This is a genomic window from Microbacterium paraoxydans, assembly GCF_018224615.1.
GTDB classification, from domain to species: Bacteria; Actinomycetota; Actinomycetes; order Actinomycetales; family Microbacteriaceae; genus Microbacterium; species Microbacterium paraoxydans_B.
Genome location: NZ_JAGTUK010000004.1, coordinates 71,882 through 97,937 on the forward strand (window position 1 = coordinate 71,882; position 26,056 = coordinate 97,937).

General features: G+C 71.6%; 24 protein-coding genes. 16 read left to right on the top strand and 8 right to left on the bottom strand.

Annotated features, from left to right (window positions below):
• The first annotated feature begins 77 nt into the window (after window positions 1-77).
• The 3 genes from KE274_RS14815 to KE274_RS14825 all read left to right on the top strand — a co-directional run bounded on the left by KE274_RS14815 (window position 78) and on the right by KE274_RS14825 (window position 2,980).
• A complete protein-coding gene (locus KE274_RS14815) occupies window positions 78-1,055 on the top strand; it encodes a hypothetical protein (RefSeq protein ID WP_249186492.1) in 978 nt (325 codons plus the stop codon).
• A gap of 90 nt (window positions 1,056-1,145) precedes the next feature.
• Complete coding sequence (locus tag KE274_RS14820; protein ID WP_431807534.1) at window positions 1,146-2,735, top strand: acyl-CoA carboxylase subunit beta; 1,590 nt, start codon at window positions 1,146-1,148, stop codon at window positions 2,733-2,735.
• Window positions 2,732-2,980, top strand: coding sequence for an acyl-CoA carboxylase subunit epsilon (locus tag KE274_RS14825; RefSeq protein ID WP_211545105.1), 249 nt, complete (start codon window positions 2,732-2,734; stop codon window positions 2,978-2,980). The genes KE274_RS14820 and KE274_RS14825 overlap by 4 nt, the downstream gene beginning before the upstream one ends.
• 21 nt (window positions 2,981-3,001) lie before the next feature.
• On the opposite strand, the gene KE274_RS14830 is transcribed toward KE274_RS14825, so the two are convergent.
• The 5 genes from KE274_RS14830 to KE274_RS14850 form a co-directional block, all read right to left on the bottom strand.
• Window positions 3,002-4,201: an ROK family transcriptional regulator gene (locus tag KE274_RS14830; RefSeq protein WP_211545107.1), complete on the bottom strand. Its 1,200-nt coding sequence runs from the start codon at window positions 4,199-4,201 to the stop codon at window positions 3,002-3,004.
• Window positions 4,202-4,450: 249 nt separating this feature from the next.
• Complete coding sequence (locus tag KE274_RS14835) at window positions 4,451-5,470, bottom strand: hypothetical protein (protein ID WP_249186494.1); 1,020 nt, start codon at window positions 5,468-5,470, stop codon at window positions 4,451-4,453.
• Complete coding sequence (locus tag KE274_RS14840; RefSeq protein WP_211545111.1) at window positions 5,467-6,702, bottom strand: ATP-binding protein; 1,236 nt, start codon at window positions 6,700-6,702, stop codon at window positions 5,467-5,469. Before KE274_RS14840 ends, KE274_RS14835 begins: the two co-directional genes overlap by 4 nt.
• On the bottom strand, window positions 6,692-7,351 hold the full coding sequence (locus tag KE274_RS14845) for a response regulator transcription factor (protein ID WP_211545113.1): 660 nt from the start codon (window positions 7,349-7,351) through the stop codon (window positions 6,692-6,694). The genes KE274_RS14840 and KE274_RS14845 overlap by 11 nt, the downstream gene beginning before the upstream one ends.
• A 41-nt stretch (window positions 7,352-7,392) precedes the next feature.
• A complete protein-coding gene (locus tag KE274_RS14850; RefSeq protein WP_211545115.1) occupies window positions 7,393-8,631 on the bottom strand; it encodes a class I SAM-dependent RNA methyltransferase in 1,239 nt (412 codons plus the stop codon).
• Window positions 8,632-8,654: 23 nt separating this feature from the next.
• On the opposite strand from KE274_RS14850, the gene KE274_RS14855 reads away from it, so the two are divergent.
• Window positions 8,655-9,290, top strand: a complete 636-nt coding sequence (locus KE274_RS14855; RefSeq protein WP_211545381.1) for a Maf family protein — start codon at window positions 8,655-8,657, stop codon at window positions 9,288-9,290.
• Window positions 9,291-9,368: 78 nt separating this feature from the next.
• On the top strand, window positions 9,369-11,135 hold the full coding sequence (locus tag KE274_RS14860; RefSeq protein ID WP_211545117.1) for an acetyl/propionyl/methylcrotonyl-CoA carboxylase subunit alpha: 1,767 nt from the start codon (window positions 9,369-9,371) through the stop codon (window positions 11,133-11,135).
• A 69-nt stretch (window positions 11,136-11,204) separates the two neighbouring features.
• Here KE274_RS14860 and KE274_RS14865 read toward each other — a convergent pair whose 3' ends face one another.
• Complete coding sequence (locus tag KE274_RS14865; protein WP_025105680.1) at window positions 11,205-12,653, bottom strand: NAD(P)H-quinone dehydrogenase; 1,449 nt, start codon at window positions 12,651-12,653, stop codon at window positions 11,205-11,207.
• A gap of 48 nt (window positions 12,654-12,701) precedes the next feature.
• Here KE274_RS14865 and KE274_RS14870 point away from each other — a divergent pair, with 48 nt between their 5' ends.
• From KE274_RS14870 to KE274_RS14880, 3 genes are read left to right on the top strand one after another with little or no spacing between them, the layout of a single operon-like run.
• Window positions 12,702-13,535 (top strand): purine-nucleoside phosphorylase, encoded by an 834-nt coding sequence (locus KE274_RS14870; protein WP_211545119.1) that lies wholly within the window; start codon window positions 12,702-12,704, stop codon window positions 13,533-13,535.
• On the top strand, window positions 13,532-15,202 hold the full coding sequence (locus tag KE274_RS14875; protein WP_211545121.1) for a phospho-sugar mutase: 1,671 nt from the start codon (window positions 13,532-13,534) through the stop codon (window positions 15,200-15,202). The genes KE274_RS14870 and KE274_RS14875 overlap by 4 nt, the downstream gene beginning before the upstream one ends.
• Window positions 15,203-15,204: 2 nt before the next feature.
• Complete coding sequence (locus tag KE274_RS14880; protein WP_211545123.1) at window positions 15,205-15,468, top strand: HPr family phosphocarrier protein; 264 nt, start codon at window positions 15,205-15,207, stop codon at window positions 15,466-15,468.
• A 2-nt stretch (window positions 15,469-15,470) separates the two neighbouring features.
• On the opposite strand, the gene KE274_RS14885 is transcribed toward KE274_RS14880, so the two are convergent.
• Window positions 15,471-17,393: a BglG family transcription antiterminator gene (locus tag KE274_RS14885; RefSeq protein WP_211545125.1), complete on the bottom strand. Its 1,923-nt coding sequence runs from the start codon at window positions 17,391-17,393 to the stop codon at window positions 15,471-15,473.
• A gap of 165 nt (window positions 17,394-17,558) precedes the next feature.
• Between KE274_RS14885 and KE274_RS14890 the strand changes: the two genes are divergently transcribed.
• From KE274_RS14890 to KE274_RS14925, 8 genes are all read left to right on the top strand, one after another.
• A complete protein-coding gene (locus KE274_RS14890) occupies window positions 17,559-17,876 on the top strand; it encodes a PTS sugar transporter subunit IIB (protein ID WP_211545127.1) in 318 nt (105 codons plus the stop codon).
• Complete coding sequence (locus KE274_RS14895) at window positions 17,873-18,154, top strand: HPr family phosphocarrier protein (protein WP_136030342.1); 282 nt, start codon at window positions 17,873-17,875, stop codon at window positions 18,152-18,154. The genes KE274_RS14890 and KE274_RS14895 overlap by 4 nt, the downstream gene beginning before the upstream one ends.
• Window positions 18,151-19,836, top strand: a complete 1,686-nt coding sequence (gene ptsP, locus KE274_RS14900) for a phosphoenolpyruvate--protein phosphotransferase (RefSeq protein WP_211545129.1) — start codon at window positions 18,151-18,153, stop codon at window positions 19,834-19,836. Before KE274_RS14895 ends, ptsP begins: the two co-directional genes overlap by 4 nt.
• Complete coding sequence (locus tag KE274_RS14905; RefSeq protein WP_211545131.1) at window positions 19,833-21,467, top strand: PTS mannitol transporter subunit IICB; 1,635 nt, start codon at window positions 19,833-19,835, stop codon at window positions 21,465-21,467. Before ptsP ends, KE274_RS14905 begins: the two co-directional genes overlap by 4 nt.
• Window positions 21,464-21,898, top strand: coding sequence for a PTS sugar transporter subunit IIA (locus tag KE274_RS14910; protein WP_211545133.1), 435 nt, complete (start codon window positions 21,464-21,466; stop codon window positions 21,896-21,898). The genes KE274_RS14905 and KE274_RS14910 overlap by 4 nt, the downstream gene beginning before the upstream one ends.
• Entirely contained in the window at window positions 21,895-23,052 is a 1,158-nt protein-coding gene (locus tag KE274_RS14915; RefSeq protein WP_211545135.1) for a mannitol-1-phosphate 5-dehydrogenase, read from the top strand. Before KE274_RS14910 ends, KE274_RS14915 begins: the two co-directional genes overlap by 4 nt.
• 92 nt (window positions 23,053-23,144) lie before the next feature.
• Entirely contained in the window at window positions 23,145-24,437 is a 1,293-nt protein-coding gene (locus KE274_RS14920; protein ID WP_211545137.1) for a flavin-containing monooxygenase, read from the top strand.
• Between the two features lie 10 nt (window positions 24,438-24,447).
• On the top strand, window positions 24,448-25,191 hold the full coding sequence (locus tag KE274_RS14925) for an alpha/beta hydrolase (protein WP_307872228.1): 744 nt from the start codon (window positions 24,448-24,450) through the stop codon (window positions 25,189-25,191).
• Window positions 25,192-25,200: 9 nt separating this feature from the next.
• Here the strand turns inward: KE274_RS14925 and KE274_RS14930 are convergent, their stop codons facing one another.
• Complete coding sequence (locus KE274_RS14930) at window positions 25,201-26,052, bottom strand: carbohydrate kinase family protein (RefSeq protein ID WP_307872229.1); 852 nt, start codon at window positions 26,050-26,052, stop codon at window positions 25,201-25,203.
• Window positions 26,053-26,056: the final 4 nt, after the last annotated feature.

Consider the following 26,056-nt stretch of genomic DNA (forward strand, 5'->3'; position numbering starts at 1 on the left):
CAGAACACCGAGAGCCCCGACCCCTGTGGACCGGGGCTCTCGGTGTTTTCGCGGTGGGACTCCGTAGGATCGGCGCCATGTCCCCCAAGGTGCACAAGATCCACTCCCTGCCGGACGACGCTCCCTGGGACAAGGGCGTGCCGCCCGTCGGGTCCCCCGAACACCCGATGATGGTGCGCGGCCTCGACCGTGTCCTTTCGATCCAGCGCCCACTCGTGCTGGCGCACATCCGCAGCATCCGGCTTCGCAACCCGAACGCGACGCCCGCGGAGATCGTCCGCATCCTCGAGCGGCGCTACCTCGCCGCCGTCACCGCTGGCGGTGCGGCCGTGGGGGCGACCGCGGTGGTCCCCGGCATCGGCACCGGCGTCACGCTTGCTCTGTCCGGCGTGGAGACAGTGGGGTTCGTGGAATCGACGGCGCTCTTCGCACAGTCCGTGGCCGAGGTGCATGGGATCGCCGTGGCCAACCCCGACCGTGCACGCGCGCTGGTCATGACACTCATGCTCGGCAAGGAGGGCGTCGACCTGGTGGGTCAGCTCGCCGGCCAGATCGCCGGGCGCGGGGTCAGCCGCTCGGCGTACTGGGGGGAACTGGTGACCAAGTCACTCCCCCGCGCGGCCGTCGGTCCGCTAGTGGACCAACTCAAGAGCATGTTCGTGAAGCAGTTCGCGGCGAAGGGCGGCGCCTCCTTCGTGGGCAAGACCATGCCCTTCGGAATCGGCGCGGCGATCGGCGGCGCCGGCAACCATCTGCTGGGACGCCGCGTGCTCACGACCTCGCACCGCGCGTTCGGTGCGGCACCGGTGGATCTCCCTGCCGAGCTCGAGCCCGTACCCGGCGCGGAGAAGCTCGAGCTTCGCGTACTCCGAGGCGCGCGCTACGCCGGGAACGCCGTCGCGGGCGCAGCCGGAACCGTCGCGCGCGGCGCGGGCTGGGTGGGGCACCGCGTGGGCGAGATCGCCGGACGCCGTCGCGACGACGCGACTGCGGAGCTCGGCGAGGGCGACCACCGCCTGCCCGATCGCCCCGGGGCCGACACGCCCGCTCCCTGACGACGGGGAGCGTTTCTCGCCAAAGGATCGCCCGCCCCGTTGTGCCGAGCATCCAACGGACGCGGCGACGGCGACGCTAGGGTGGAATCCGTGACGGACAAGCCCGACCTCTTTACCACCGCCGGCAAGATCGCGGACCTCCGCGCCCGCTACACCGAGGCCGTCGTCGACGCCGAGGCGAAGGCGAAGGAGAAGCAGCACGCGAAGGGCAAGATGACCGCCCGCGAGCGCATCGAGCTCCTCGTCGACCCCGGGAGCTTCGTGGAGTTCGACGAGTACGTGCGCCACCGCACGACCGCGTTCGGCATGGACCGCTCGCGTCCGTACGGTGACTCGGTCGTCACCGGCGTCGGCACGATCCACGGACGCACCGTCGCGGTGTACTCGCAGGACTTCTCCACGTTCGGCGGCTCGCTGGGCGAGGTGGCCGGCGAGAAGATCGTCAAGATCATGGAGTTCGCCCTCGCCGGGGGCATGCCCTGCATCGGGATCCTCGACTCGGGCGGCGCGCGCATCCAGGAGGGCGTGGTCGCCCTCGGCAAGTACGGCGAGATCTTCCGACTCAACACGCGGGCGTCCGGTGTGATCCCGCAGATCTCCATCATCATGGGACCGGCCGCGGGCGGCGCGGTGTACTCGCCCGCACTCACCGACTTCGTGATCATGGTCGACAAGACCAGTCAGATGTTCGTGACAGGGCCCGACGTCATCAAGACCGTGACGGGCGAAGACGTCGGCATGGAAGAGCTGGGCGGCGCCTACACGCACAACACCCGATCCGGCGTCGCACACTACCTCGCCGAAGACGAGGACGACGCGATCGACTACGCCCGCACGCTCCTGGGCTTCCTGCCCGACAACAACATGGCGGAGCTGCCGTCGTACGAGAGCGCGTTCGAGTTCGAGACGACGGACGCCGACCGCACGCTCAACACGATCGTGCCCGACTCCCCCAATCAGCCGTACGACATCCACACCGTGATCGAACACGTCGTGGACGACGGCGACTTCCTCGAGGTGCAGCCGCTGTTCGCGCCGAACATCGTGATCGGCTTCGGCCGCATCGAGGGTCGTTCGGTCGGCATCATCGCCAACCAGCCGTCCCAGATGGCCGGGACGCTGAACATCGAGGCCGGCGAGAAGGCCAGCCGCTTCGTGCGGTTCTGTGACGCCTTCTCGATCCCGATCGTGACCCTGGTCGACGTGCCCGGGTACCTTCCCGGTACCGACCAGGAGTGGACCGGTGTGATCCGCCGCGGCGCGAAGCTGCTGTACGCCTACGCGGAGGCGACCGTCCCCCTCGTCACGGTCATCCTCCGGAAGGCCTACGGCGGCGCCTACATCGTGATGGGTTCCAAGCAGCTCGGCGCCGACGTCAACCTCGCCTGGCCGACCGCGGAGATCGCCGTGATGGGCGGCCAGGGTGCCGTGAACATCCTCTACCGCGGCGAGATCAAGAAGGCCGAGGAGGCCGGGGAGGACGTCGCGGCCGTCCGCACGCGTCTCGCCAACGAGTACACCTACAACGTGGCATCGCCCTTCCTCGCCGCCGAGCGGGGCGAGCTCGACGGCATCATCGAGCCCGCGAACACCCGTGTCTCGATCGCGAAGGCCCTGCGCGCGCTTCGGGGCAAGCGAGCCGAACTGCCCCCCAAGAAGCACGGGAACATCCCGCTGTGACCGGGCAGGACCAAACGGCTTCGGCGGACGGCGCGGCCTCCAGCCCTCCGCTGCTCGAGATCACCCGGGGCACGGCGACGGAAGAGGAGCTCGCCGCGCTCATCGCCGTGATCGGCGACGCCTACGCGACCGAGCAGGCCGAGGCGACGGTCGAGGAGCCGCAGGTCTCCGCCTGGGAGCGCACTCAGAGACCCCTGCGTCGTCCGCTTCGGCGCGACATCCCGTGGGGTCGTTTCTCGGGTTGACCGCGGCCTGGACGCGGGCGCCTAACGCCCCAGGAGCAGGTCCGAGGTGCGCGGCGTGAGCATCGAATCCAGCACCACGCAGGCCGCGCCGACGGCGCCCACATCGTCTCCGACCACCGTGCTCTGCACGGGAAGGGTCCGCACGGCGCGCGTCGCGCTGGAACGCTCGAGCCGGGCGCCGATCTCCGGCAGAGCCGTGTCAGCGAGACGCGTCCAGAACGGGCCGCCGAAGACGACCCGGTCCACGTCCAAGAGGTCCGTGAGCACGAGGGTCAGCGTCGCCAGATGCGCGGCCTCCTCCCGCAGCAACGCCGCTGCCTCCGCATCCCCCGCGGCCGCACGCGCGCACAGGTCGCTGAAACTCGCGTCGAGCGCTGCCCTGTCACCGTCGGGGCGATCGAGCGCAAGGATTCCCCGGTGCTCGGCCCGCGCGACGATGGCCTCCGGCGTGCACACCACGTCGACGCAGCCGCGGGAGCCGCACGCGCACCGCGGTCCGTCCGGGTCGACCACGATATGCCCGATCTCCCCGAGGTTGCGCGTGCTGCCGCGCACGGCCTCGCCGTCACGCACCACCGCCGCACCGACGCCCGTGCCCAGGTAGAGGAACACGAAGGAGTCGTCGGACGGGCCCCGCCGGGTCCACAGCTCGCCGACCGCGGCGGCCGTCGTGTCCTTCTCCAGCACGACGGGGAATCCCGTGGCCGCCGCCAGATCCTCCCGCAGCGCCACGCGGTGCCACCCGGGAAGCTTGGGCGGGTCGATGACCGTCCCCCGCGCGGCATCGAGCGGTCCGGGGGCCGCAACCCCCACGCCGGCGATCCGATCGCGCGGCACACCGGAGGCGTCGATGAGCTCGTCGATGCGGACCGCGAGCACGTCCACGATCCGCGCCGGCACCTCGGAGGGAGTCACCAGGCTCGACCGTCGCACCACCTCGCCCGCGAGGTCGAGCAGCACGAAGGTCGTGACCGCAGGGTCCAGGTGCACGCCGACGGCGTATCGGCTCTCCTCCACGAGCCGCAGCATGACCCTCGGCTTGCCCGGCCCGCTGATCGTGCGACCCGCCTCGCGGATGAGTCCCTCGTCGAGCAGCCGTCGAGTGATGTTCGTGACGGTCTGCGCCGAGAGCCCGGTGACCTGCGCGAGCTCGATCCGGCTGCGGCCATCGACCGCATGCCGCACAGCCTCGAGGATGACCGACTGATTGAAGTCGCCCATCCGCGGAAGATTGGTTCCCCGCCGTGTTCCCATCGTCCGATGATCCTCCTCACGCCCCCGAAAGCGTGTCCCCCAAAATACCTACAGACAAGGTGTTGACGACCCCGCAGACTAAAGGGGACGCTTCGCGTTCGGCTGGTCTCTCTGTCCCAGGGTAGACAGACGCTGATCGGCCACCAGCGGACGGTTTTCGGGTAACTGTCCGCACGGCGAGGGGCAGGCGAATACGCCGCCCCTCGCCCACTCTCCTCACGAGTGCTGCGCGGGCTCTCCGCCCGCCTCACGCGTGATCTCGTGCCACAGGTCGACCGAGTCGTCGTCGGCAGCGCGCCGTCCCGCGCGACCGACCACCGTCACCGCCACGAGGGGGTCCTTGGCCGAACGGATGATGATGCGCCCGGCCCCCGCCGAACGCAAGACCTGCGCCAGCTCGTCCCTGATCTCGATCCGCCTGCGCTCCTCCACGCCGTCGAGGCCGCCCTCGTCGAAGACGGTCACCGAGGCCCCCCGCCGCCGGGCCGCCTCGATCGCATCACGCACGTCATCGTTCAGCAGGTCCGCACCCCGCAGCTCGTCCCGCAACCGTCCCTCCGCCAGCCGGGCCTCGAGCCTCTCGCCGTCGTCGAGAACTCCCCGCGTCGCGACCACCCGGCTCAACACGGGTCCCGCCACCGCAAGGGCGAACTGGGTGCGGAGCCGGCGCTCGCGCTGGCGCACGCTCTGGGTGGCGTGCCAGGCCGACACCGCCTGCTGGATCTCGGCGAGCCGTTCGGTGTCCCGGACCGCTCTGTCCCAGAACATCACCAGCAGCTGCGCCACCACGACCCACATGATCGAGCCGACCACGCCCAGGTTCAGCGCGACGCCGAAGCCGAGAGCCGCAGACGCCGCGGCGACCAGGACCGCCAGTGTCGACCAGCCGATGAGCGGCCGCCGTCGGACGACGCACACGACCGCGAGCAGCCCCACACCGCCGATGTACCACGTGGCGAACGGGGCCGTACGGTCGGCGGGATCGAGCGACAGCGTGACCAGGAGCGGGACCGCCGCGCTCGTCACCAGGGCCAGCAGCGCCGTCCACAGCGGCATGCGAACGGTCGTCGGGTGGCCGAGGATCGCCAGGTTGACCACCACCAGGTACAGCGCGATGCCTCCCACCATTAACAGCGGGGCCGTCGGCTGCTCGATCCACCAGACGCCGCGCGCGACGAAGTACAGGGCGAAGCCCACGGCCAGCGACGTCGCCACACTGCGCACGGTCCGGTTCATGATCGCTCCCATCCGAGCGTCACCGTCGTGCCCTCATCGTCCGACACGATCTCCGCGGTACCGGCCACACCGGCCATGCGGGCGAGGATCGACGCACGGATGCCGAGGCGGTCGGGGCCGATCGTGTCGACGTCGAACCCGGGGCCGCGGTCCGAGATCGTCACCGCGATGCCCTCATCACCGTGACCTTCGGCGACGATGTGCAACCCGCGGCCGTTCGCGTGGGTCACGGCGTTGCCGATCGCCTGACGCGCCGCGAGCACCAGAGCCCTGGCGGCGCGACCCGGGATCAGCCCGATGCCGCCGCGCTCCTCGACGATCGCATCCGCTCCGAGCTCCGAGAGCGCGCGACGCAGCTCGACGACCACCTGCGCCGTACCGACCGGTTCGTCACTGCCCTCCTCCGCGACCGCCGCCTCCGTGTTGGCCAGCCGCGTCAGCGCCTCCCTGGCCATCGCCACCGCGAGCTCCTGCGCTCTCTCCCCGTCCGCACGCTCCGCGGCGATCAGCGCGGCGAGCACGCTGTCGTGCATGAGTGCCGACATCGCGACCCGCTCCTCCTCCGCGGCCGCCGCGGCCGCCGCCGTGGCGTACGACGCCACCGCGGTGCCCCGCGCCTCGTCCACACCCGCCGCAACCGAACGGAACATCCATCCCAGAGACACGATGACGACGCCGAGGATCAGCGTGAACGACACGTCGAACGCGGTCGTCACCCAGAACTCCCGCGAGAAACCGCCCTGCACGAGCCGCACATAGCCGTACACGAACGGCACGCCGACCGCCCAGGCGAACTGGAGCCGCACCGGGAACGCCAGCATCGCGGCCACCACGCCCACGTTCACCAGGAAGAAGATCCAGGGCTGCGCCCCCGCCACCTTGTCGGCGGGGTCGACCACCACGGGCCATGCGGCGAGCGCGACCACGTACACCACCGCGAAGGTCCCCGACGTCGCGCGCACCCCGCGACCCACCAGGCACGCCACGAGCATCACCGCGAGCGGGACGAAGACGACTGCGAGGAGAAGCAGGTGCGGGACATCGGCGCGAGACAGGGTCGCGACGGCCGCGATGAGCGCCTGCACCCCGAGCACCGCCGACCCGAGCGCGACGACGATCGCGAGGATCCGCTCCATCCGCTTCGACGTGAACCGCTCGAAACCGCTCTCCACGCTCCCGGGAGACGGGATCTTGCTCCAGGCGTCGCGGACGCTGAGCGGCTCAGCGGGCACTCGGCGCCCCGTCGGCGGCCACGATTCCGTCCTCCATCGCCCGTCGCAGCAGATCGACCTTCGTGGGCGCGGGACGGCCGACCTCGACGTACTTGACGCGGATGCGGGTGATGTTCTCCTTCGCGGTGGAGTAGGCGACACCGAGTCGCTCCGCGACCGCCTTCAACGGTAACCCGGTGGCGTACAGCCGCAGGACCTCGCGCTCCCTGGTGGAGAGTTGCGCGTCGGCGAACGCCCGGTCGCCGTCGACGGCACTCGCCCACTCGACGTTGTTCAACGCCTCACCCTGCGCCACGGTGCGGATCGCGTCGAGCACCTCGTCGAGGGCGGAGGACTTGCTGACCACGCCAGCCGCTCCCGCCGCCAGGGCCTCGCGTACCGCGGCCGGCCGGTCGGCGACGCTGTGGATCACCACGCTCGCACCGTCCAACACGAGCGAGGTGACGTTCTCGGTCACGGTCGTGCCGTCGCCGAGCGTGAGGTCCAGCACGACCACGTCCGCGGGCGGCGCGTCGGCGGCAGACCGCCACGCCAGGTACGACCCCACCGTGCTCCCGGAGAACACGACGGTCTGCCCGTCGCGGGCGAACGCGGCCTCGAGACCGAGACGGACGGACTCATGGTCGTCGATGAGGGCGACGGTGCTCATGCCCACAGCCTACTGAGTCGCGTCCGCGGGTCGCGGCGGCGTCAGCGCGTGAGCTGCGCGACCACCTCGAAGTGATGCGAATGAGGGAACAGGTCGAACGCGCGCAGGGTGCCCACCCGCCATCCGAGGTCGCGGAACGTGCCGAGGTCGCGGGCGAGGGCCACGGGGTCGCACGCCACGTACACGACCGCCTCCGGGTCGAGCGCGTGCACTCCCTCCACGACGGCGCGCCCCGCACCGGAACGCGGCGGGTCGAGCACCACGGCGCCCGTGCGGCCCCTGCCTGATGCGCCGGAGAGGAAGCGGTCGACCCTGGCCGTCACCGCCGAGACCTCGACCGGGGCGAGATTGGCCCTCGCGTGCTCGGTGGCCCTCCGGTTCGACTCGACCGTGACGATGTCGGTGCCGCCGAGGTCGGCCAGCGTCCGGGCGAACAGCCCGACGCCCCCGTAGAGGTCGTAATGGGTCGCCGCGGGGTCGACGTGTCCGTCGAGCAGACCGTAGACCGCGGCGTCGAGCACCGACGCCGCGCGCGGGTGCACCTGCCAGAAGCCGCCGGCGTCGACTTGGAACACGCGATCCCCCACGCGTTCCTGCACCACCTCGGGCGCGGGCCGACGGCCACGACGCGGGGCGCGCCGCTCCGACTCGGGATGACGCAGCACCCGCACCTCACCGTCCGCCGGCTCGACGAGGTCGATCCGGCCGGGCTCCCCGCCGTCGAGCGCGAGGGCGGCGGCCGCGACGGCGGGGCGCGCGAGCGGATACGAGCCGACCGGCACCACGCGGTGGCTGCGCGCGGCGAACGGCCCCACCGCACCGCGGTCGTCGACGTGCAGGGTGACCCTCGTGCGCCAGCCGGCACCGTCGCCCGACTCCACGGCCTCGATCTCCGGCGCCTCCAGTCCGCCACCGGCGAAGCGGTCGAACGCCTCGCTCAGCACCTGGCGCTTCAGGACGCGCTGCTGCCCGAGCTCGATGTGCCCCAGGTCGGCGCCGCCCGGGCGGTCGGCGGGGTCGCGCGACACGTCCGCCTCCGGCCACAGGTGCGGACGTCGGTGCGGCGAGGCCTCGAGCACCTCGACCGTCTCGGCACGCCAGAAGCTCCGCGTGTCGGCGTCCGCGCCCCCTGTCGGATCGAGCAGCCGCGCCCGCACGCGCTCGCCCGGGATCGCGTCGGAGACGAACACCACACGTCCCTCGTGGCGGGCGACGAAGGTCCCTCCGTGGGCGATGCCGGTGATGTCGAGTTCGAGCACGTCGGCTGCGGAGGAAGTCATCCTTCGAGGATACGGTGGTGCACATGCGCGTCTGCCTCGCCTCCACGTCCCCCGCCCGGCTCATGCTGCTGCGTCAGGCCGGCATCGAACCGCTCACGCTCGCGCCCGACGTCGACGAGGAAGCCCTCGCCGCCGCCGCCGAGGAGCGCATGGGGCCGCTCGCACCCGCCGACCTGGTACTGCTGCTCGCGAGGGCCAAGGCCGCGGCTGTCGCCGAGCGGCTGCACGCCGAGGGCGACTTCGACGGGCTGGTCATCGGTGGCGACTCGATGTTCGAGCTCGGCGGGCGCGTCTACGGGAAGCCGTACACGCCCGAGGAGGCGACGCGGCGCTGGCAGGAGATGCGCGGCGCGACCGGGGTGCTGCACTCGGGGCACTCCGTGTTCCGCGTCTCCCCGGGCTCGAGCCCGGTGGAGGCGACAGCGGTGGCGGAGGCCGCGGTGACCTTCGCCGAGGACCTGGACGACGCGGAGATCGCAGCCTACGTCGCCTCCGGCGAGCCGCTCCACGTGGCGGGGGCGTTCACGGTCGACAGCCTGGGCGGCGCGTTCATCACCCGCGTCGAGGGTGACCCGTCCACGGTGGTGGGCATGTCGCTGTCCACCGTCCGCCGTCTGGCCGCCGAGCTCGGTGTTCGCTGGACCGACCTCTGGTCGTAGACTCCCCTCCACGTTTTCCATTGTTTCTTGTCGAGAGTCGTCAAAGGGATCGGGAGGCTTCTCGCTAGGCTGGCAAGCATGCCTGCAATCGCCAAGGTGCTCATCGCCAACCGCGGCGAGATCGCCGTCCGCATCATCCGTGCCGCACGCGACTCCGGGATCGCCTCGGTCGCCGTCTACGCCGACCAGGACCGCGACGCGCTGCACGTGCGTCTCGCCGACGAGGCCTACGCACTGGGCGGATCGACGAGCGCCGAGACCTACCTCCAGATCGACAAGATCCTCTCCGTCGCCCGCCGCGCAGGAGCCGACGCCGTGCACCCCGGCTACGGCTTCCTCGCCGAGAACGCCGAGTTCGCCCGCGCCGTGATCGACGCGGGCATCACCTGGATCGGCCCGTCGCCCGAAGCCATCGAGGCCCTCGGCGACAAGGTGACCGCGCGTCACGTCGCCGAGAAGGTCGGCGCCCCGCTCGCCCCCGGCACCCCGGGCCCCGTGGCCGGTGCCGACGAGGTCGTGGCGTTCGCGAAGGAGTACGGCCTGCCCATCGCCATCAAGGCCGCGTACGGCGGCGGCGGCCGCGGGCTCAAGGTCGCCCGTGAGCTCGACGAGGTCGCCGAGCTGTTCGAGTCGGCCACACGCGAGGCGGTCGCGGCCTTCGGTCGCGGCGAGTGCTTCGTGGAGAAGTACCTCGACAAGCCGCGCCACGTCGAGACCCAGTGCCTGGCGGACGCCGAGGGCAACGTCGTCGTGATCTCCACGCGCGACTGCTCGCTGCAGCGCCGCCACCAGAAGCTCGTCGAAGAGGCGCCGGCGCCGTTCCTGACCCCGGAGCAGAACGAGCAGCTCTACACCGCGTCGAAGGCCATCCTCAAGGAGGTCGGCTACGTGGGCGCCGGAACCTGCGAGTTCCTCATCGGCGCCGACGGCACGGTCTCGTTCCTCGAGGTCAACACGCGACTCCAGGTCGAGCACCCGGTGTCCGAAGAAGTCACCGGCATCGACCTCGTGCGCGAGCAGTTCCGGATCGCGGCCGGCGGCACGATCGACTACGACGACCCGCAGCCGCAGGGCCACTCGATCGAGTTCCGCATCAACGGCGAGGACCCGGGGCGCGGCTTCCTTCCCCAGCCGGGTCCGATCCACGTGTTCAAGACGTTCGGGGGCCCGGGCATCCGCCTCGACTCGGGCGTGACCGCGGGTGACTCCGTGTCGGGCGCGTTCGACTCCCTGCTCGCCAAGATCATCGTCACCGGCAAGGACCGCGCCGAGGCGCTCGAGCGCTCGCGTCGCGCCCTCGACGAATTCGAGGTCGCCGGGCTCCCCACCGTCATCCCGTTCCACCGCAAGGTCGTGCGCGACCCCGCCTTCACCGCGGAGGACGGCGAGTTCGGCGTCTACACGCGCTGGATCGAGACCGAGTTCGTCAACGACATCCCCGCGTGGGACGGCGAACTGGAGGCACCGGCGGCGGCCGGCGGACGTCACACGGTCGTCGTCGAGGTCGCCGGCAAGCGGCTCGAAGTGAGCCTGCCCGATCGGGTCGCGGTGCCGTCTGGCGCCTCCGGCCGCCCCGCCGTCGTCCCCCCGTCGCGCCGCAGCCACACCACCACGGCCAACGCGGGCGCCTCCGGCGACGCGGTCAAGTCGCCGATGCAGGCGACGGTCGTGAAGATCGCCGTGGAAGACGGTCAGCAGGTCGTCAAGGGCGACCTCGTCGTGGTGCTCGAGGCCATGAAGATGGAGCAGCCGCTGCAGGCGCACAAGGACGGCGTGGTGGGCAACATCAACGCCGACGCCGGTGCGACCGTCTCTGCCGGTCACCAGCTGCTCACCATCAGCTGACACCCCGTACGAGAAAGGGCACCCCGCCGCGGCGGGGTGCCCTTTCTCGTGAGCGCGGAGGACCGAGCCTCAGGAGATGTTGACCAGATGCATCGCCCGGCTCGCATCGGTGATGCTGCTCGACAGCGACGGGTAGGCCGCGAACACGCGCGACACCTGGTCGACCGTGAGGCGTCGCTCGACCGCGATCGCGATCGGGTAGATCAGCTCGGAAGCCTTCGGTGCCACGATCACGCCGCCGATCACGGTGCCGGAGCCCTTGCGGGCGATGAGCTTCACGAAGCCGTCCTTGATGCCCATCATCTTGGCGCGCGGGTTGGCGGCGAGCGGCAGCTTGTAGACCATGCCGTCCGCCAGGCCGTCCTCCACGTCCTTCACCCCGTAGCCGACCGTGGCGATCTCGGGGGCGGTGAAGATGTTCGAGGTGATCTTGATGAGCTCGAGCGGGATGACGATGTCGCCGAGCGCATGGAACACCGCCGTGCGGCCCTGCATCGACGCCACCGACGCCAGCGGGAAGAAGTTGGTGCAGTCGCCGACCGCGTACACGTTCGGAACCGAGGTGCGTGCCACACGGTTCACGCGCACGTGACCCGAGTCGTCGAGCTCGACACCCGCCTCCTCGAGCCCGATGCCGGCCGTGTTCGGGATGGAGCCGACCGCCATGAGGCAGTGGCTGCCCTCGACCGTGCGCCCATCCGAGAGGGTCACCGTCACCCCGTCGCCCGTGACCTCGACCTTCTCGGCGCGGGACTTCGACAGCACCTGCATGCCGCCACGCTTGAACACCTTCTCCAGCACGCGCGCCGCATCCTGGTCCTCACCGGGGAGGACCTGCTCGCGGCTGGACACCAGCGTGACCTTCGCGCCCAGGTTCATGTATGCCGACGCGAACTCGGCGCCGGTCACCCCGGAGCCGACCACGATGAGGTGCTCGGGCAGCGCCTTCATGTCGTACAGCTGCGTCCACGTGAGGATGCGCTTGCCGTCGGGCTTCGCGGAGTCGAGCTCGCGCGGGGACGCCCCCACCGCGACCACGATCGTGTCCGCCTCGACGCGGTCGAAGTCGGTGCCCCGCTCCCCCGTCGAGACCACGATCGCGTTCGGGCCCTCCAGGCGTCCGTGGCCGGAGAGGATGCGCACACCCGCGTCGAGCAGGGTCGTGCGCATGTCCTCGGACTGCTGGCCGGCGAGCGCGACGAGACGCTTGTTCACCGCCGCCAGGTTGATCGCGATCTCGGGCTTGAGCGGCTTGCCGTTCTCCCCCTTCGCGTAGAAGTTGACGCCGAGGTCGCTGGCCTCGGAGATCGCGACCGCGGCATCGGCGGTCGCGATGAGGCTCTTCGACGGAACCACGTCCGTGAGCACGGCCGAGCCGCCCACCCCCACGCGCTCGACCAGGGTGACCTCGGCTCCGAGCTGAGCGGCCGCCAGGGCCGCCTCGTAACCGCCGGGTCCGCCGCCGAGGACGGCGACGCGCTGAGTGCGCTCGAAAGTGGTGGAAGACATGCTTTCCATTCTTCCCCAATCCTGGCCCCCGAGCCTGCACCTTCCTAGAGTGGATCCATGCCTGAAACGCACAGCAACCCCCTCGACGACCCCTCCGCGAACCCGTTCGAGGTGGCCGCCCAGGCCGCCTCCGACATCGCGCGCCTGACCGGCGTCGAGAAGCACGACATCGCCCTCACGCTCGGCAGCGGCTGGGGCAAGGCCGCCGACCTGATCGGCGAGACCGTAGCGACGATCCCCGCGACCGAGGTGACCGGATTCTCCAAGCCGGCCCTGGAGGGTCACGTCGGGACGCTGCGCAGCATCCGCACCCCCGGCGGGAAGAACGTGCTCGTGATCGGCGCCCGCACCCACTACTACGAGAACCACGGCGTGCGGCGAGTGGTGCACAGCGTGCGCACCGCCGCCGCGACCGGCGCGAAGATCATGGTGCTGACCAACGGCGCGGGCGGCATCCGCGAGACGTGGAAGCCCGGTCAGCCCGTGCTGATCAGCGACCACATCAACCTCACCGCGGACTCCCCTCTCGAGGGCGCGACGTTCATCGACCTCACCGACCTGTACGCGAAGCGCCTGCGCGACATCGCGCGCAGCATCGATCCGAGCCTCGACGAGGGCGTCTACACGCAGTTCCGCGGTCCGCACTACGAGACCCCGGCGGAGGTGCAGATGGCCAAGCACATCGGCGGCCACATCGTCGGCATGTCCACCGCCCTGGAAGCCATCGCGGCGCGCGAGGCCGGCATGGAGATCCTCGGGTTCTCGCTCATCACGAACCTCGCCGCCGGGATCCAGCAGACGCCACTCAGTCACGCCGAGGTGATCGAGGCGGGGCGTGAGGCGGAGCCGGTGATCTCCGCGCTCCTGGCGAGGGTGGTCGAGGCCCTGTGAGCGAGGAGCGGCTCGCACAGGCGCGCGCCTGGCTGCGGCAGGACCCCGATCCGCAGACCAGGGACGAGCTCGCGGGCGTCGTCACCAGGGCCGCTGCGGGCGATGCGGCAGCCGTCGCCGAGCTGGACGACCGCTTCGGCAGCCGGCTGGCATTCGGCACCGCCGGACTACGCGGCGAGCTCGGCGCGGGCAGCAACCGGATGAACCGGGTGCTCGTGGCGCAGGCCGCCGCGGGGTTCGCCGCCTATCTGCGGGAACGAGCGGGCGGCGGCACGCCCACCGTCGTGATCGGCTACGACGGCCGTCGCAACTCCCGCGTGTTCGCGCAGGACTCGGCCGAGCTCTTCGCAGGAGCCGGTCTGCGCGCGATCCTCCTCCCGCGGCTGCTGCCCACCCCGGTGCTCGCATTCGCCGTGCGCCACCTCGGCGCCGATGCGGGCGTGATGGTGACGGCCAGCCACAACCCGCCGAACGACAACGGCTACAAGGTGTACCTCGGCGGTGCCGACCAGGGTTCGCAGATCGTGGCGCCCGCGGACGCCGAGATCGCCGCGCACATCCAGCGCGTCGCCGACGCCGGTGACGTGCGCGCGCTGCCCCGTTCGACCGGCTACGAGACGGCGGGCGAGGACGTGGTGGAGGCCTACGTCGCCGCGACCGCCGCCGTCGCGCCCGCGCCCGACGACGCCGCCGGGCTGCAGTGGGTGTACACCGCCATGCACGGTGTGGGCTGGGAGACGGTGTCGCGCATCCTGAAGGCGGCCGGGTACCCGCAGCCTCTCGTGGTCGATGAGCAGCTGCGTCCCGACGCGACCTTCCGCACGGTGTCGTTCCCGAACCCCGAAGAGCCCGGAGCGATGGACCTCGCGTTCGCGAAGGCCCGCCGGACCCGGGCGGACCTGATCCTGGCGAACGACCCCGACGCCGATCGACTGGCGGTGGCCATCCCCGACGACACCGCCCCCGAGGGGTGGCGCCGGCTCACCGGCAACGAGGTGGGGCTGCTGCTCGGGGCGCGTGCCGCCCGTGCGGCCGCCGGCACCCCCGGGGCCTCCCTGGCCTGCTCGCTGGTGTCCTCCCCCGGTCTCGGCGCGGTCGCCGCGCACCACGGCCTCGACTTCCATGAGACGCTCACCGGCTTCAAATGGATCTCCCGTGCGCCCGGCATCGTGTTCGGCTTCGAGGAGGCGCTCGGCTATCTGGTGAATCCGGAGACCGTGCGCGACAAGGACGGCATCTCCGCCGCTGTGGCGGTGCTCGGGCTCGCCGCAGAGGCGCGCGGTCGCGGCGCGACGCTCGCCGACCTGCTGCGCGAGCTGGGCGACACGTACGGGCACTTCGCCAGCGCGCAGGTGTCGGTGCGGGTCGCCGACCTGTCACTCATCGGCACGGTGATGCTCTCGCTCCGCTCGCTGCCGCCCACGCAGATCGGCGGGCGCTCCATCGCCTCCGCGGAAGACCTGCTGCACGCGGCGGAGGGCCAACCCTCGGGCGACGTGCTGCGGTATCGGCTGAGCGACGGCTCGCGCGTCATCGTCCGCCCGAGCGGCACCGAGCCGAAGCTCAAGGTGTACATCGATGCGAGGGGCGACTCCGCGGAGAGCGCAGCGGCGGCCGTCACGGAACTCGAGGCGGGCGTGCGCGTGCTGCTGGACGAGCGCTCCTGATCATGCCCACGCGCACCGTGGTGGTGAGCGCGCACAACGGCGTGCACGCGCGCCCGGTCGCCGAGATCGTCCGCCTCGTGCAGGCCCACGACCGCCCGGTGACGCTGCGCACCGCCGATGGCACGACCGTCGACCTGAGCAGCGTGCTGGCGGTCATGGATCTGGCGATCGTGCCGGGCGACGCCGTGGTGCTGGAGACCGCACCGTCGCCCGCCGCCGAGACGCTGCTGGACCGGCTGGCGGAGGTGCTCGCGCCGCGCGGCTGACCTCAGCCGTCGATCACGGCGACCAGCTCGTCGAGGAACGCCTCGAACGTGGTGCCGCGGCGCACGATGCGCTGCACGCTGTCGCGTTCGCTGAACACCTCGACGAGCTGCTCGAACACGGTCTGGAACGCGGCACGGTCGTCCTCGCTGAACGCCGCCAGCGCAACGACCTGCACGCGCGCATCGCCCCAGGCCGCGGACCCCTCGGCGACCCCGATCGCGATGGCGGTGCGGGCCGCGGTCATCTGGAGCGCGTGCGGCACCGCGAGCGCGTCGGTGAACGCGGTGGACGACAGGCGCTCGCGGACGATCGTGTTCTCCACGTAGTCGTCGCCGATCAGCCCGGCCTCGACCAGCCGGGAGCCCAGGAGGCGGATGATCGCCTCCTCGCCCGCGTCGGGCAGCGGGTAGACGTAGGCGTCGGGCAGGAAGTAGCGCGCCAGCTCGGCTCGCAACCGCGTGAGACGTCGGCCGCGGCGCACCCGGGCGGCGGCCTGCTGCACCCGGTCGACGTCGGCGTCGGTGAGGAACGGCTGGATGCGCACGAACCGGTCGCCGGGTGAGCCGGGTTCGATCGTGCTGAGCACGAGGTCGGTGTCGAACGACGCCCAGTCGGGGTCGACGTTGGTGACGACGCTGGTGACCTCGATCGCGGAGCCGAGCGAACGGTCGACGCTCGACCGCAACAGCTCGTGCAGCTCGTAGTACCCCGGGCACACGATCGTCGCCGTGAGGATGGACTCGGCCTTGCGGCTGCGCTCGAGCCGACCGCCGACGTGCATCGCGATGTAGGCGATCTCGTCGTCGTGGACGGGGGTGCCCAGGCGGTCGTGCAGCCCGCTCGCGATCGACACCGCCACCTCGAAGATCATCGGATACGTGGTCTTGAGCGAGCGCGTGAGGGGGTTGCGCGTCAGGGCGCTCTCCTCCGCCCGGCGCAGCAGGTTCTGCACGTGCAGCGCGAGCCGCAGCACGAAGGTCTCGTCGACCAGATCGACCTGGAAGTCGTCCGCGGCCCTGGCTATCTCGGCCCGCACGGCGGCATCGACTTCGGGGGCCACGCCGCTGCGCGCGACCTCCCGTGTCTCGTCCCCTCCCGGCGCCACGATCCGCGTGAGCACGAGGGACGCGAGGTGCGCGCTGTCGCCCTCCCCCAGCACCACTCCGAAGTGCTCGGCCGCGAGGCGCGCGATCAAAGCCCCCACCCGAGGGATCTCCGGCCGCGCCCCGGTCGGGGGCGTGTCGAGCGAGCGCCCGGCGGCGACCCGCTCCGCGGCGATCGCGATGTGCAGCAGCACGTCGGCGATCGCGAGCTCGTTCACGTAGTAGCCGAGCTGTCCGAGCTCCCGCACCAGCGCGGACTTGAACGGCCCGACCGCCCGCGGGTCGACCGCCGTCCCGGACAGCGCCCGGCGGAACACCTCGGGGTGGAAGGACGCGTCGTCCATCTCGTCGTGCGCGAGCCGGCTGAGCAGCCGTCGCTGAGCCGCCTCGTCGCCGCGCAACCTCACGATCTCGCGGGAGCGGTCGAGCGTGAGATCCGTGCCGTCGAGCAGTCCGCGCACACGCACCAGATCGGCCTCCAGCGTCGCCTCGCTCACGTGCAGCTCGTCGGCGGCATCGAACACGTCGATCCCGTCCGGCGCGTCGAGCAGCATGCGCACGAGCGCGTGCAACCGGTCGCGCGGAGTCGCCTCGCGCCCCTGCCGCACGCGCAGAGCCGCGCGGGCGCCGGGCCCTGAGCGGTAGCCCGCCGAGCCCGACTCGACCACGGCCGCGCCAGGAGTCCGCGCGTTCAGCGCGGCGACGTACGACCGGATGCTCCGCGGGGTCACCCCGAGCAGATCGGCGAGGGTCCCGGCAGTGGACCAGCCCTCCTGCCGCAGCAGCACCGCGAGGAGCTGATCCTGGCGCTGGCGCGACATGACTCCCCCTGCTCTGGCGTGCTGACCGCACTGTCGGACGTCTCTCCATGATGTCAGCCCGGCGAGCGGGGTGCGCGGAAATCGAGGTTCCGCGGGGGCGGAAAGGAACGTGTTGGTGCCGGCACCGCCCCCTTTCCCAGACTGTTCTCAGGAAAGGCGGCATCGATGAGGATCCTCGTGGTGTGCGGCGCTGGCGCGTCGAGCACGTTCGTCGCGCAGCGGCTGCGCCGGGCGGCGGCGTCCGTCGGCCTGGACTGGGACGCCGCGGCCGGAACGGAGAGCTCCGTCGCCGCAGGACTCCAGGACCTGGTGCTCATCGGCCCCCATCTGAGCGACCGGCTCGCCGACATCCGCCGCGCCGCCCACGGCCCCGTCGCGGTGCTGCCGGAAGACGTCTTCGCCGACCGCGACGGCAGCCGCACGCTCCGGCTCGCCCGCTCGATCCTCGCCGACGTCGGCGAGACACCGAAAGGAACACCATGACCGCCACCCGCACCGTCCGGATCGGCTCCTCGCACGGCCTGCACGCCCGCCCCGCGAAGATCTTCGCGCAGGCGGCGAAGGACTCCGGTCTCGCCGTGACGATCGCGAAGGACTCCGGCAAGCCGGTCAACGCCGCCAGCATCCTCGGGGTGATCGCGCTCGCGGTCGAGCACGGCGACTACGTCACGCTCACGGCGGAGGGCGACGGCGCGGAGGACGTGCTGGACACGCTCACCGAGCTGCTGACCACCGACCACGATCAGGACGCGGCCGGATGAGCGAGCTGCGAGGAGTGGGCATCGGTCTCGGCGTCGCGCAGGGACCGATCGTGCGTATGACCGAGGCGCTTCCCGCGCCGGATGAGACGCCGAGCACCGTCGGGGTCGAGGCGGAACGCACTCGCGTGCGCGAAGCCGTCGCCACGGTCGCACGCGAGCTCACGGAGCGCGGGGAGGCCGCCGGCGGTTCCGCCCAGGAGGTGCTCGAAGCCCAGGCCATGATCGCCGAGGACCCGACGCTGCAGGACGAAGTGGACGCCCGCATCGACGACGGCGCCACGGCGGAATGGGCCGTGCACGACGCGTTCGCCGGGTTCCGCGCGACGCTCGAAGCCGTCGGCGGCTACCTCGGCGAGCGCGCGGCCGACCTCGACGACATCGCGCAGCGCGTGCTCGCGCGGCTGCGCGGCGTCGAAGCGGCCGGCGTGCCGAATCCCGGGCACCCGTTCGTGCTCGTCGCGCGCGACCTCGCCCCCGCCGACACCGCTCTGCTCGACCTCGACCAGGTGCTCGCGCTGATCACCACGGACGGCGGACCCACGTCGCACACCGCGATCCTCGCGCGTGAGAAGGGCATCGTCGCCATCGTCGGAGCATCCGAGGCCACCGCCCTCACCACGGGCGAGACCGTGATCGTCGATGCCGCAGCCGGGGTCGTGACGCGCGACCCGAGCGCCGAGGCCCTGGCCCGCGCCGAGGAGCGCGCGGCCGCCCGACGCACGGCGGACGATGCACCAGCCACTCCCGGCGCCCTCGCCGACGGCACGCCTGTCGCGCTGCTCGCGAACCTGGGGAAGCCCGCAGACGCGGCCGAGGCGGTCGCTCGGGGGGCCGAGGGCGTCGGGCTGTTCCGCACCGAGTTCCTGTTCCTGTCGGCGTCCCAGGCGCCGACCGTGGCGCAGCAGCGGGAGTCGTACCGCGAGCTGCTCGCCGCGTTCCCCGGCAAGAAGGTCGTGGTGCGGATGCTCGACGCGGGGGCGGACAAGCCGCTCGCGTTCCTCAACGACGCGCACGAGGAGAACCCGGCGCTGGGGCTCCGCGGACTGCGGGCACTGCGGGCCAGCGAGGACATCCTGCGCGAGCAGCTCACGGCCCTCGCGGAGGCCGCCACCGAGACCACGGCCGACCTGTGGGTCATGGCCCCCATGGTCGCGACCGTCGAGGAGACCGTGTACTTCACGGGCCTCGCCAGGGAATACGGCCTGAAGACCGCCGGGGTCATGGTGGAGGTGCCGTCGAGCGCACTGCTCGCCGACCGGGTGCTCGCGCACGCCGACTTCGCCTCGATCGGCACCAACGACCTCACGCAGTACACCATGGCCGCCGACCGCCTGCTCGGCTCCGTCGCGTCGTTCCAGGACCCGTGGCACCCCGCGGTGCTGCGCCTGGTACGCGAGGTCGGGGCCGCAGGTGCCCGCCTCGGCAAGCCGGTGGGCATCTGCGGCGAGGCGGCGGCCGATCCGCTCCTGGCCGTCGTGCTCGTGGGTCTCGGCGCCACCAGCCTGTCGATGGCGCCGTCCGCCCTCGCCGACGTGCGCCGGGCCCTCGCCGCACGCACCGCCTCCGATGCCGTCCGCCTCGCGGAAGCCGCGCTCTCCGCAGACGACGCCTCCTCCGCCCGAACCGCCGTGGCGACCCTCGCCGCGGCACTCCCCCCTCATCAGAAAGAGACCACATCATGACGACGACGTCACCCGCCGCCACCACGCCCGGTGGCCTCCGCGTGGGCGTGCAGCGCTTCGGCACGTTCCTCTCCGGCATGATCATGCCGAACATCGCGGCCTTCATCGCCTGGGGCTTCATCACGATGCTCTTCATCCCGAAGGGCTTCTTCGGTGCAGAGAGTCCGTTCGGCTGGCACTGGGCCGGGGTCGCCGAGATCATCGGCGGCGGCGGCGACTCCGCCGTGATCGGCTGGCAGGGCGCGACGACGGCGCTCGCGGAGGGCGACGGCGGCAACATCCTCGCCTACGTCGGCCTGGTCGGCCCCATGGTCACCTATCTGCTGCCGTTGCTGATCGCGAACACGGCCGGACGCCTGGTCTACGGCGAGCGCGGCGGCGTGGTGGCAACGATCGCCACGATCGGCGTCATCGTCGGCACGAACATCCCGATGTTCCTCGGCGCCATGATCATGGGACCGATCGCCGCCTGGATCACCAAGCAGATGGACCGCCTGTGGGACGGCAAGATCCGACCCGGCTTCGAGATGCTCGTAAACAACTTCTCGGCGGGCATCCTCGGCATGATCCTCGCCATCGTCGGCTTCTTCGCGTTCGGACCGGTCATGCTCGGCATCAGCGCGGCGCTGGGCGCGGCGGTGGACTGGCTCGTGTCGCTCAACCTGCTGCCGTTCGTGTCGATCATCGTCGAACCGGCGAAGGTGCTGTTCCTCAACAACGCGATCAACCACGGCGTGTTCACCCCGCTCGGCATCGAGCAGGCGACCGAGACCGGCAAGTCGATCCTGTTCCTGATCGAGGCCAACCCCGGCCCCGGCATCGGCCTGCTGCTGGCGTTCAGCTTCTTCGGCGTCGGCGCTGCCAAGGCCTCGGCCCCCGGTGCCGCGATCATCCAGTTCTTCGGCGGTATCCACGAGATCTACTTCCCGTACGCGCTGAGCAAGCCGGCCACGATCCTCGCGCTGATCGCGGGTGGCGCGACCGGTGTCACGACGAACATGCTGCTGGGCGGCGGACTCGCCTTCCCCGCGGCCCCCGGCAGCATCATCGCGGTGACCGCCGCGGCGATCGGACCCGGCGTCGCGAACCTGCTGGTGGTGTACCTGTCGGTCATCCTGGCCGCGGCCGTCACGTTCGTGCTCACGGCGGTGATCCTGCGTGCGTCCCGCAAGCGCGATCTCGCCGCCGAGGGCGACACGTTCGGCGCCGCGATCGCGCAGACCGAGGCGAACAAGGGCAAGTCGTCCGCCGCGATGGACGCCCTGCGCACCTCGACGGGTGCCGCCACCGCGACCGCCGCGACCGAGGCGCCCGCGACCGCGGTCGCCGACCGGCCCATCTCCACGATCGTGTTCGCGTGCGACGCCGGCATGGGCTCCTCGGCCATGGGCGCCAGCGTGCTGCGCAACAAGATCAAGAAGGCCGGGATCGAGGGCGTCACCGTGACGAACGCGGCGATCGCGAACCTCGACGGCACCGCCGACCTCGTGATCACCCAGCAGCAGCTCACCGAGCGCGCGCAGGCGAAGTCGCCGAACTCCATCCACGTCTCGGTCGACAACTTCATGAACTCGCCGAAGTACGACGAGGTCGTCGAGACGGTCAGGGAACAGCGAAAGGACACAGAATGAGCGTTCTCACCCCAGAGCAGGTCCGCATCCACCCCGCGGGGGCGACGCGCGACGAGGCCCTCCAGGAGGCGACGGACATCCTCGTCGCCGCGGGAGCCGTGACCCCGGCGTACGTCGACGCCATGCGTCAGCGCGAGGAGACCGTGTCGACCTACATGGGCAACGGCCTCGCGATCCCGCACGGTACGAACGACGCGAAGGACGCCATCCTCGCCTCCGCCCTGTCCGTCGTGCGCTACGACGGCGGCGTGGACTGGGACGGCGAGCCCGCGACGTTCGTGATCGGCATCGCGGGCGTCGGCGACGAGCACCTGGAGATCCTGTCCCGCATCGCGATCCTGTTCTCGGAGGAGGACGACGTGGCGAAGCTCGCCGCGGCCCAGACCCCCGAGGAGCTGTACGCGCTGCTGGCGGAGGTGAACGAGGCATGAAGGCGGTCCACTTCGGGGCCGGCAACATCGGGCGCGGATTCGTCGGCCTGCTGCTGCACGAGGGCGGCTACGAGCTCGTGTTCTCGGACGTCGCGGAGGCGCTCGTCGACGCGATCAACGCGGCGGAGGAGTACACCGTGCACGAGGCCGGCCCCGGAGGGACCGATCACGTGGTGACGGGGTTCCGCGCGGTGAACAGCCGCACGGACCCCGGCGCCGTCGCGGAGGAGGTGGCGACGGCCGATGTCGTCACCACGGCCGTGGGACCGACGGTGCTGCGCTTCGTGGCACCGTCGATCGTGGCGGGGCTCGCGCTCCGCTCCCCCGAGGCCGCACCGCTGCAGGTCATGGCGTGCGAGAACGCGATCGGCGCGACCGACCAGCTGCGCGCCGAGGTGGCCGCGGCCGCAGGCGCCGACGCCGAAGCGCTGCTGCAGCGGGCGGTGTTCGCCAACACGGCGGTCGACCGCATCGTGCCCGCTCAGCCCGAGGGCGCGGGGGTCGACGTCACGGTCGAGCCGTACGTGGAGTGGGCGATCGAGTCGGGGCCGTTCGGCGGCGCGCTGCCGCACATCCCCGGTGCGCACTTCGTCGACGACCTCGCGCCGTACATCGAGCGCAAGCTGTTCACGGTGAACACGGGCCACGCGGCCACCGCCTACTTCGGGGCGCGGGCCGGCATCGAGCGCATCTCCGACGCGCTGGCCGACCCTGCGATCGCTGCGCGCGTGTCCGCGGCGCTGGAGGAGACCTCGGCCGTGCTCGCGGCGGTGCACGGGCTCGACCCGGCGGAGCTGGCCGCGTACCGCTCCACGATCCTCGACCGGTTCCGCAACCCGGCCCTGGTCGACACGGTGCAGCGGGTGGGCCGTCAGCCACTGCGCAAGATCTCCCGGCACGAGCGTTTCATCGGTCCTGCCGCGATGGCCGCGGAGCGTGCCCTGCCGACCGAGGCTCTCGTGGCCGCGGTCGCCGCCGCGCTCGACTTCGACGACACCGCCGACGAGCAGTCCGTCGAACTTCAGGCGCTGCTCCGGACGGACGACGCGGACGCGTTCACGACGCGCACGACCGGCCTCGACGCCGATCACCCGCTGTACGCGGCGGTGCGCGACGCCGTCGCCACGCGCCAGGCGGCCCTGAGCGACGCCTGATCGACCGCCGCGACCCGACGCGGCCAGCCCCCGCCACCGATACCATCGGGAGGCGGGGGCTATGTCGAGCACAGCGACGTGCGGGGAGCGGGATGAGCAGATACGCCGTGATCGGGGCGGGACCGTCGGGGCTGGCGGCCGCCAGAGCGCTACAGAGGCGCGGGATCACCGTGGACGGCTACGAGGCGTCGCACGGGGTCGGCGGGCTGTGGGACATCGACAACCCCCGCAGCACGATGTACGAGACCGCGCACCTGATCTCCTCTCGCACCACCACCGAGTTCGCGGAGTTCCCGATGCGCACCACCGCGGACTATCCGGGCCACCGTGTGCTCAAGCGCTACTTCGACGACTACGCCGACCACTTCGGCCTCAGGGACCTGTTCCGCTTCCGCACCGCGGTCACGCGGCTCGAGCCCCGCGCAGACGGCTGGGACCTCACCGCGACCGGACCGGACGGCGAAGAGACCCGGTGGTATGCGGGCGTCGTGCTGGCGAACGGCACCCTCGCCGAGCCCCACATCCCCACGTTCCGCGGCGAGTTCACGGGCGAGCTGCGACACACCAGCACCTACTCCTCGCCGCGGCAGCTCGCCGGGAAGCGCGTCCTGCTGATCGGGGCGGGCAACTCCGGATGCGACATCGCGGTCGACGCGGTGCACCACGCGGACGCGGTCGACGTGAGCGTGCGCCGCGGCTACTACTTCGTGCCGCGGTACCTGTTCGGACGCCCCAGCGACACCCTCAACCAGGGACGACCGCTGCCCCCGCGGATCAAGCAGGCGATCGACACCCGGGTGCTGCGGGCGTTCACGGGCGATCCGGTGCGCTTCGGCTTCCCCCGCCCGGACTACCGGCTGTACGAGTCGCACCCGATCGTGAACACGCTCATCCTCCAGCACCTGGGCCAGGGCGACCTCCGCATCCGGCCGGACATCGATCGCTTCGACGGGCCCACGGTGCACTTCCGTGACGGCAGCGCCGACGACTACGACCTGGTACTGCTCGCGACGGGATACCGCCTCGACTATCCGTTCGTCGACCCGGAGCACCTGCACTGGCGCGGCGCGGCGCCCCGCCTGTTCCTCAACGTGTTCCCCGCTTCGTTCAACGGCCTGTACGTGATGGGCATGATCGAGGCGTCCGGCATCGGCTGGCAGGGGCGCTACGAGCAGGCGGAGCTCGTGGCGGCGTACCTGGACGCCGCGGAGACGGCACCCGCGCGCGCCGCCCGGTTCCGCGGACGAGTGACCGGTGCCGCGTGGCCCGACGTGACGGGCGGCTACCGGTACCTCGGACTCGACCGCATGGCCTACTACGTCAACAAGGACGCGTACCGTCGTGCGGTGCGACAGGAGCAACGCGCGCTGGAGGCCGCGGAGTAGCGTTGACGGTGTGCAGAAGAAGCCCCGTCGTGTCCTGAAGCGCCTGCTGTGGGCTCTGGCCATCGTGCTGGTCCTCGCGGTCGGCGGCGTCCTCGCCTACACCCAGATCGGGGTCATGTCGGCGGAACGGGGACCGCTGGCCGAGGTCCGCGAGAACTCCGCGATCACGGTGACCGACGCCGCGCAGGGCATCGTGCTCGCCCCGGCCGACGGCGACTCCGATCAGGGGCTCGTGTTCATCCCCGGCGCCAAGGTCGACCCGTGGGCGTACGCCGCGGTGCTGCAGGGCCTCGCGGAACAGGGCGTCACGGTGGTCATCACCCGGCCGTGGCTCAATCTGGCGTTCTTCGACCCGCGCGGCCTGGACGACTTCACCTCCGCCGCACCCGACGTGGAATCCTGGGCCGTCGGCGGCCACTCCCTCGGCGGTGTGCGTGCCTGCCAGCTCGCGCCCGACGCCGACGCCCTAGTCCTGTTCGCGTCGTACTGCGCGAACGACCTGTCCGGCACCGACCTGCCCGTGCTGAGCGTCGCCGGCAGCGAAGACGGCCTGTCCACGCCCGAGAAGATCGCCGACGCGCGACCGAAGCTCCCCGCCGACGCCGAGCTGATCGAGATCGACGGCGCCTCGCACGCGTCGTTCGGGGACTACGGCCCGCAGGCGGGCGACGGCGAGCCGACGCTGTCCGACGAGGAGATGCACGCCGAGGTCACCGACGTCGTCGGCGGCTTCCTGGAGACGCTCCCCCGCTGACCGGAGTCGTCAGCCCAGCACGGGGTCGAGCAACGGGTGCAGGTGCCGCGTGCCCAGCACGAGCGAGGCCGTGCGCGCCCCGGCGGCCAGCGCCGCGTCGAGCCTCGCTCCATCGAGCCGGGCGTCGAGCACCCCGGCGAGGAACGCGTCCCCGGCGCCGTTCGTGTCGACGACCTCCGCGGGGGCGGCAGGCACGCGCCACTCCGTCCCGTCGGCATCCACGGCGACCGCGCCATCGGCCCCGAGTGTGCACACCGCCAGGCTCGCCCCGGACGCGACCGTGGCGCGCAGGAACTCCACCGGGGACTCCAGGCGATCGGCGTTGCAGAACACGGCGTGCGCGGCGGCGAGGAACGGCCGGTGGAATGCGGCCGTGCCGTCGTAATCGTGCACATCCACCCAGAGCGGCGTCCCGCTCTGCCGCGCCACGGGCAGCAACCGCGCGGGCTCCGCGGCGAGGTCGAGCACGACCGCATCGGCCGCCGCGAACTCCGCCGCCAGTTCCGCGTCGTCCTGCCCCGCCCCGGCGGACGGACTCGCGAGGTAGAGCGAGACCCGCTCCCCCGCGCGCGTCATGAGGTTGAGGTGGCGCTCCGTCACGCCGTCGGTCCAGCGCACCCCCACCCCGGCGGCGTCGAGCGCCGCACGCAGCCGCTGTCCGTCCTCGTCCTGCCCGGACATCGCGTGCAGCACCACCGGGCGCCCCAGAGCCGTCAGGCTCAGCGCCTTGCCCGCGCTCGTGCCGCCGACGGTCTCCCAGCTGTCCTCGGCGAACTGCATGTGGGGCACCGGCTCGGGAAGCCGATCGAGCACCACGATCCTGTTCCATGCGGCGGGACCCGCGATGACGACCGAGGCCACGCCG

Excerpts from the sequence above, each read along its gene's own strand:
- KE274_RS14815 (WP_249186492.1), top strand. The coding sequence starts at position 78 with ATGTCCCCCAAGGTGCACAAGATCCACTCCCTGCCGGACGACGCTCCC.
- KE274_RS14830 (WP_211545107.1), bottom strand. The coding sequence starts at position 4,201 with ATGGGCGACTTCAATCAGTCGGTCATCCTCGAGGCTGTGCGGCATGCG.
- KE274_RS14835 (WP_249186494.1), bottom strand. The coding sequence starts at position 5,470 with ATGAACCGGACCGTGCGCAGTGTGGCGACGTCGCTGGCCGTGGGCTTC.
- KE274_RS14845 (WP_211545113.1), bottom strand. The coding sequence starts at position 7,351 with ATGAGCACCGTCGCCCTCATCGACGACCATGAGTCCGTCCGTCTCGGT.
- KE274_RS14850 (WP_211545115.1), bottom strand. The coding sequence starts at position 8,631 with ATGACTTCCTCCGCAGCCGACGTGCTCGAACTCGACATCACCGGCATC.
- KE274_RS14855 (WP_211545381.1), top strand. The coding sequence starts at position 8,655 with ATGCGCGTCTGCCTCGCCTCCACGTCCCCCGCCCGGCTCATGCTGCTG.
- KE274_RS14860 (WP_211545117.1), top strand. The coding sequence starts at position 9,369 with ATGCCTGCAATCGCCAAGGTGCTCATCGCCAACCGCGGCGAGATCGCC.
- KE274_RS14865 (WP_025105680.1), bottom strand. The coding sequence starts at position 12,653 with ATGGAAAGCATGTCTTCCACCACTTTCGAGCGCACTCAGCGCGTCGCC.
- KE274_RS14870 (WP_211545119.1), top strand. The coding sequence starts at position 12,702 with ATGCCTGAAACGCACAGCAACCCCCTCGACGACCCCTCCGCGAACCCG.
- KE274_RS14880 (WP_211545123.1), top strand. The coding sequence starts at position 15,205 with ATGCCCACGCGCACCGTGGTGGTGAGCGCGCACAACGGCGTGCACGCG.
- KE274_RS14885 (WP_211545125.1), bottom strand. The coding sequence starts at position 17,393 with ATGTCGCGCCAGCGCCAGGATCAGCTCCTCGCGGTGCTGCTGCGGCAG.
- KE274_RS14890 (WP_211545127.1), top strand. The coding sequence starts at position 17,559 with ATGAGGATCCTCGTGGTGTGCGGCGCTGGCGCGTCGAGCACGTTCGTC.
- KE274_RS14895 (WP_136030342.1), top strand. The coding sequence starts at position 17,873 with ATGACCGCCACCCGCACCGTCCGGATCGGCTCCTCGCACGGCCTGCAC.
- ptsP (WP_211545129.1), top strand. The coding sequence starts at position 18,151 with ATGAGCGAGCTGCGAGGAGTGGGCATCGGTCTCGGCGTCGCGCAGGGA.
- KE274_RS14905 (WP_211545131.1), top strand. The coding sequence starts at position 19,833 with ATGACGACGACGTCACCCGCCGCCACCACGCCCGGTGGCCTCCGCGTG.
- KE274_RS14910 (WP_211545133.1), top strand. The coding sequence starts at position 21,464 with ATGAGCGTTCTCACCCCAGAGCAGGTCCGCATCCACCCCGCGGGGGCG.
- KE274_RS14915 (WP_211545135.1), top strand. The coding sequence starts at position 21,895 with ATGAAGGCGGTCCACTTCGGGGCCGGCAACATCGGGCGCGGATTCGTC.
- KE274_RS14920 (WP_211545137.1), top strand. The coding sequence starts at position 23,145 with ATGAGCAGATACGCCGTGATCGGGGCGGGACCGTCGGGGCTGGCGGCC.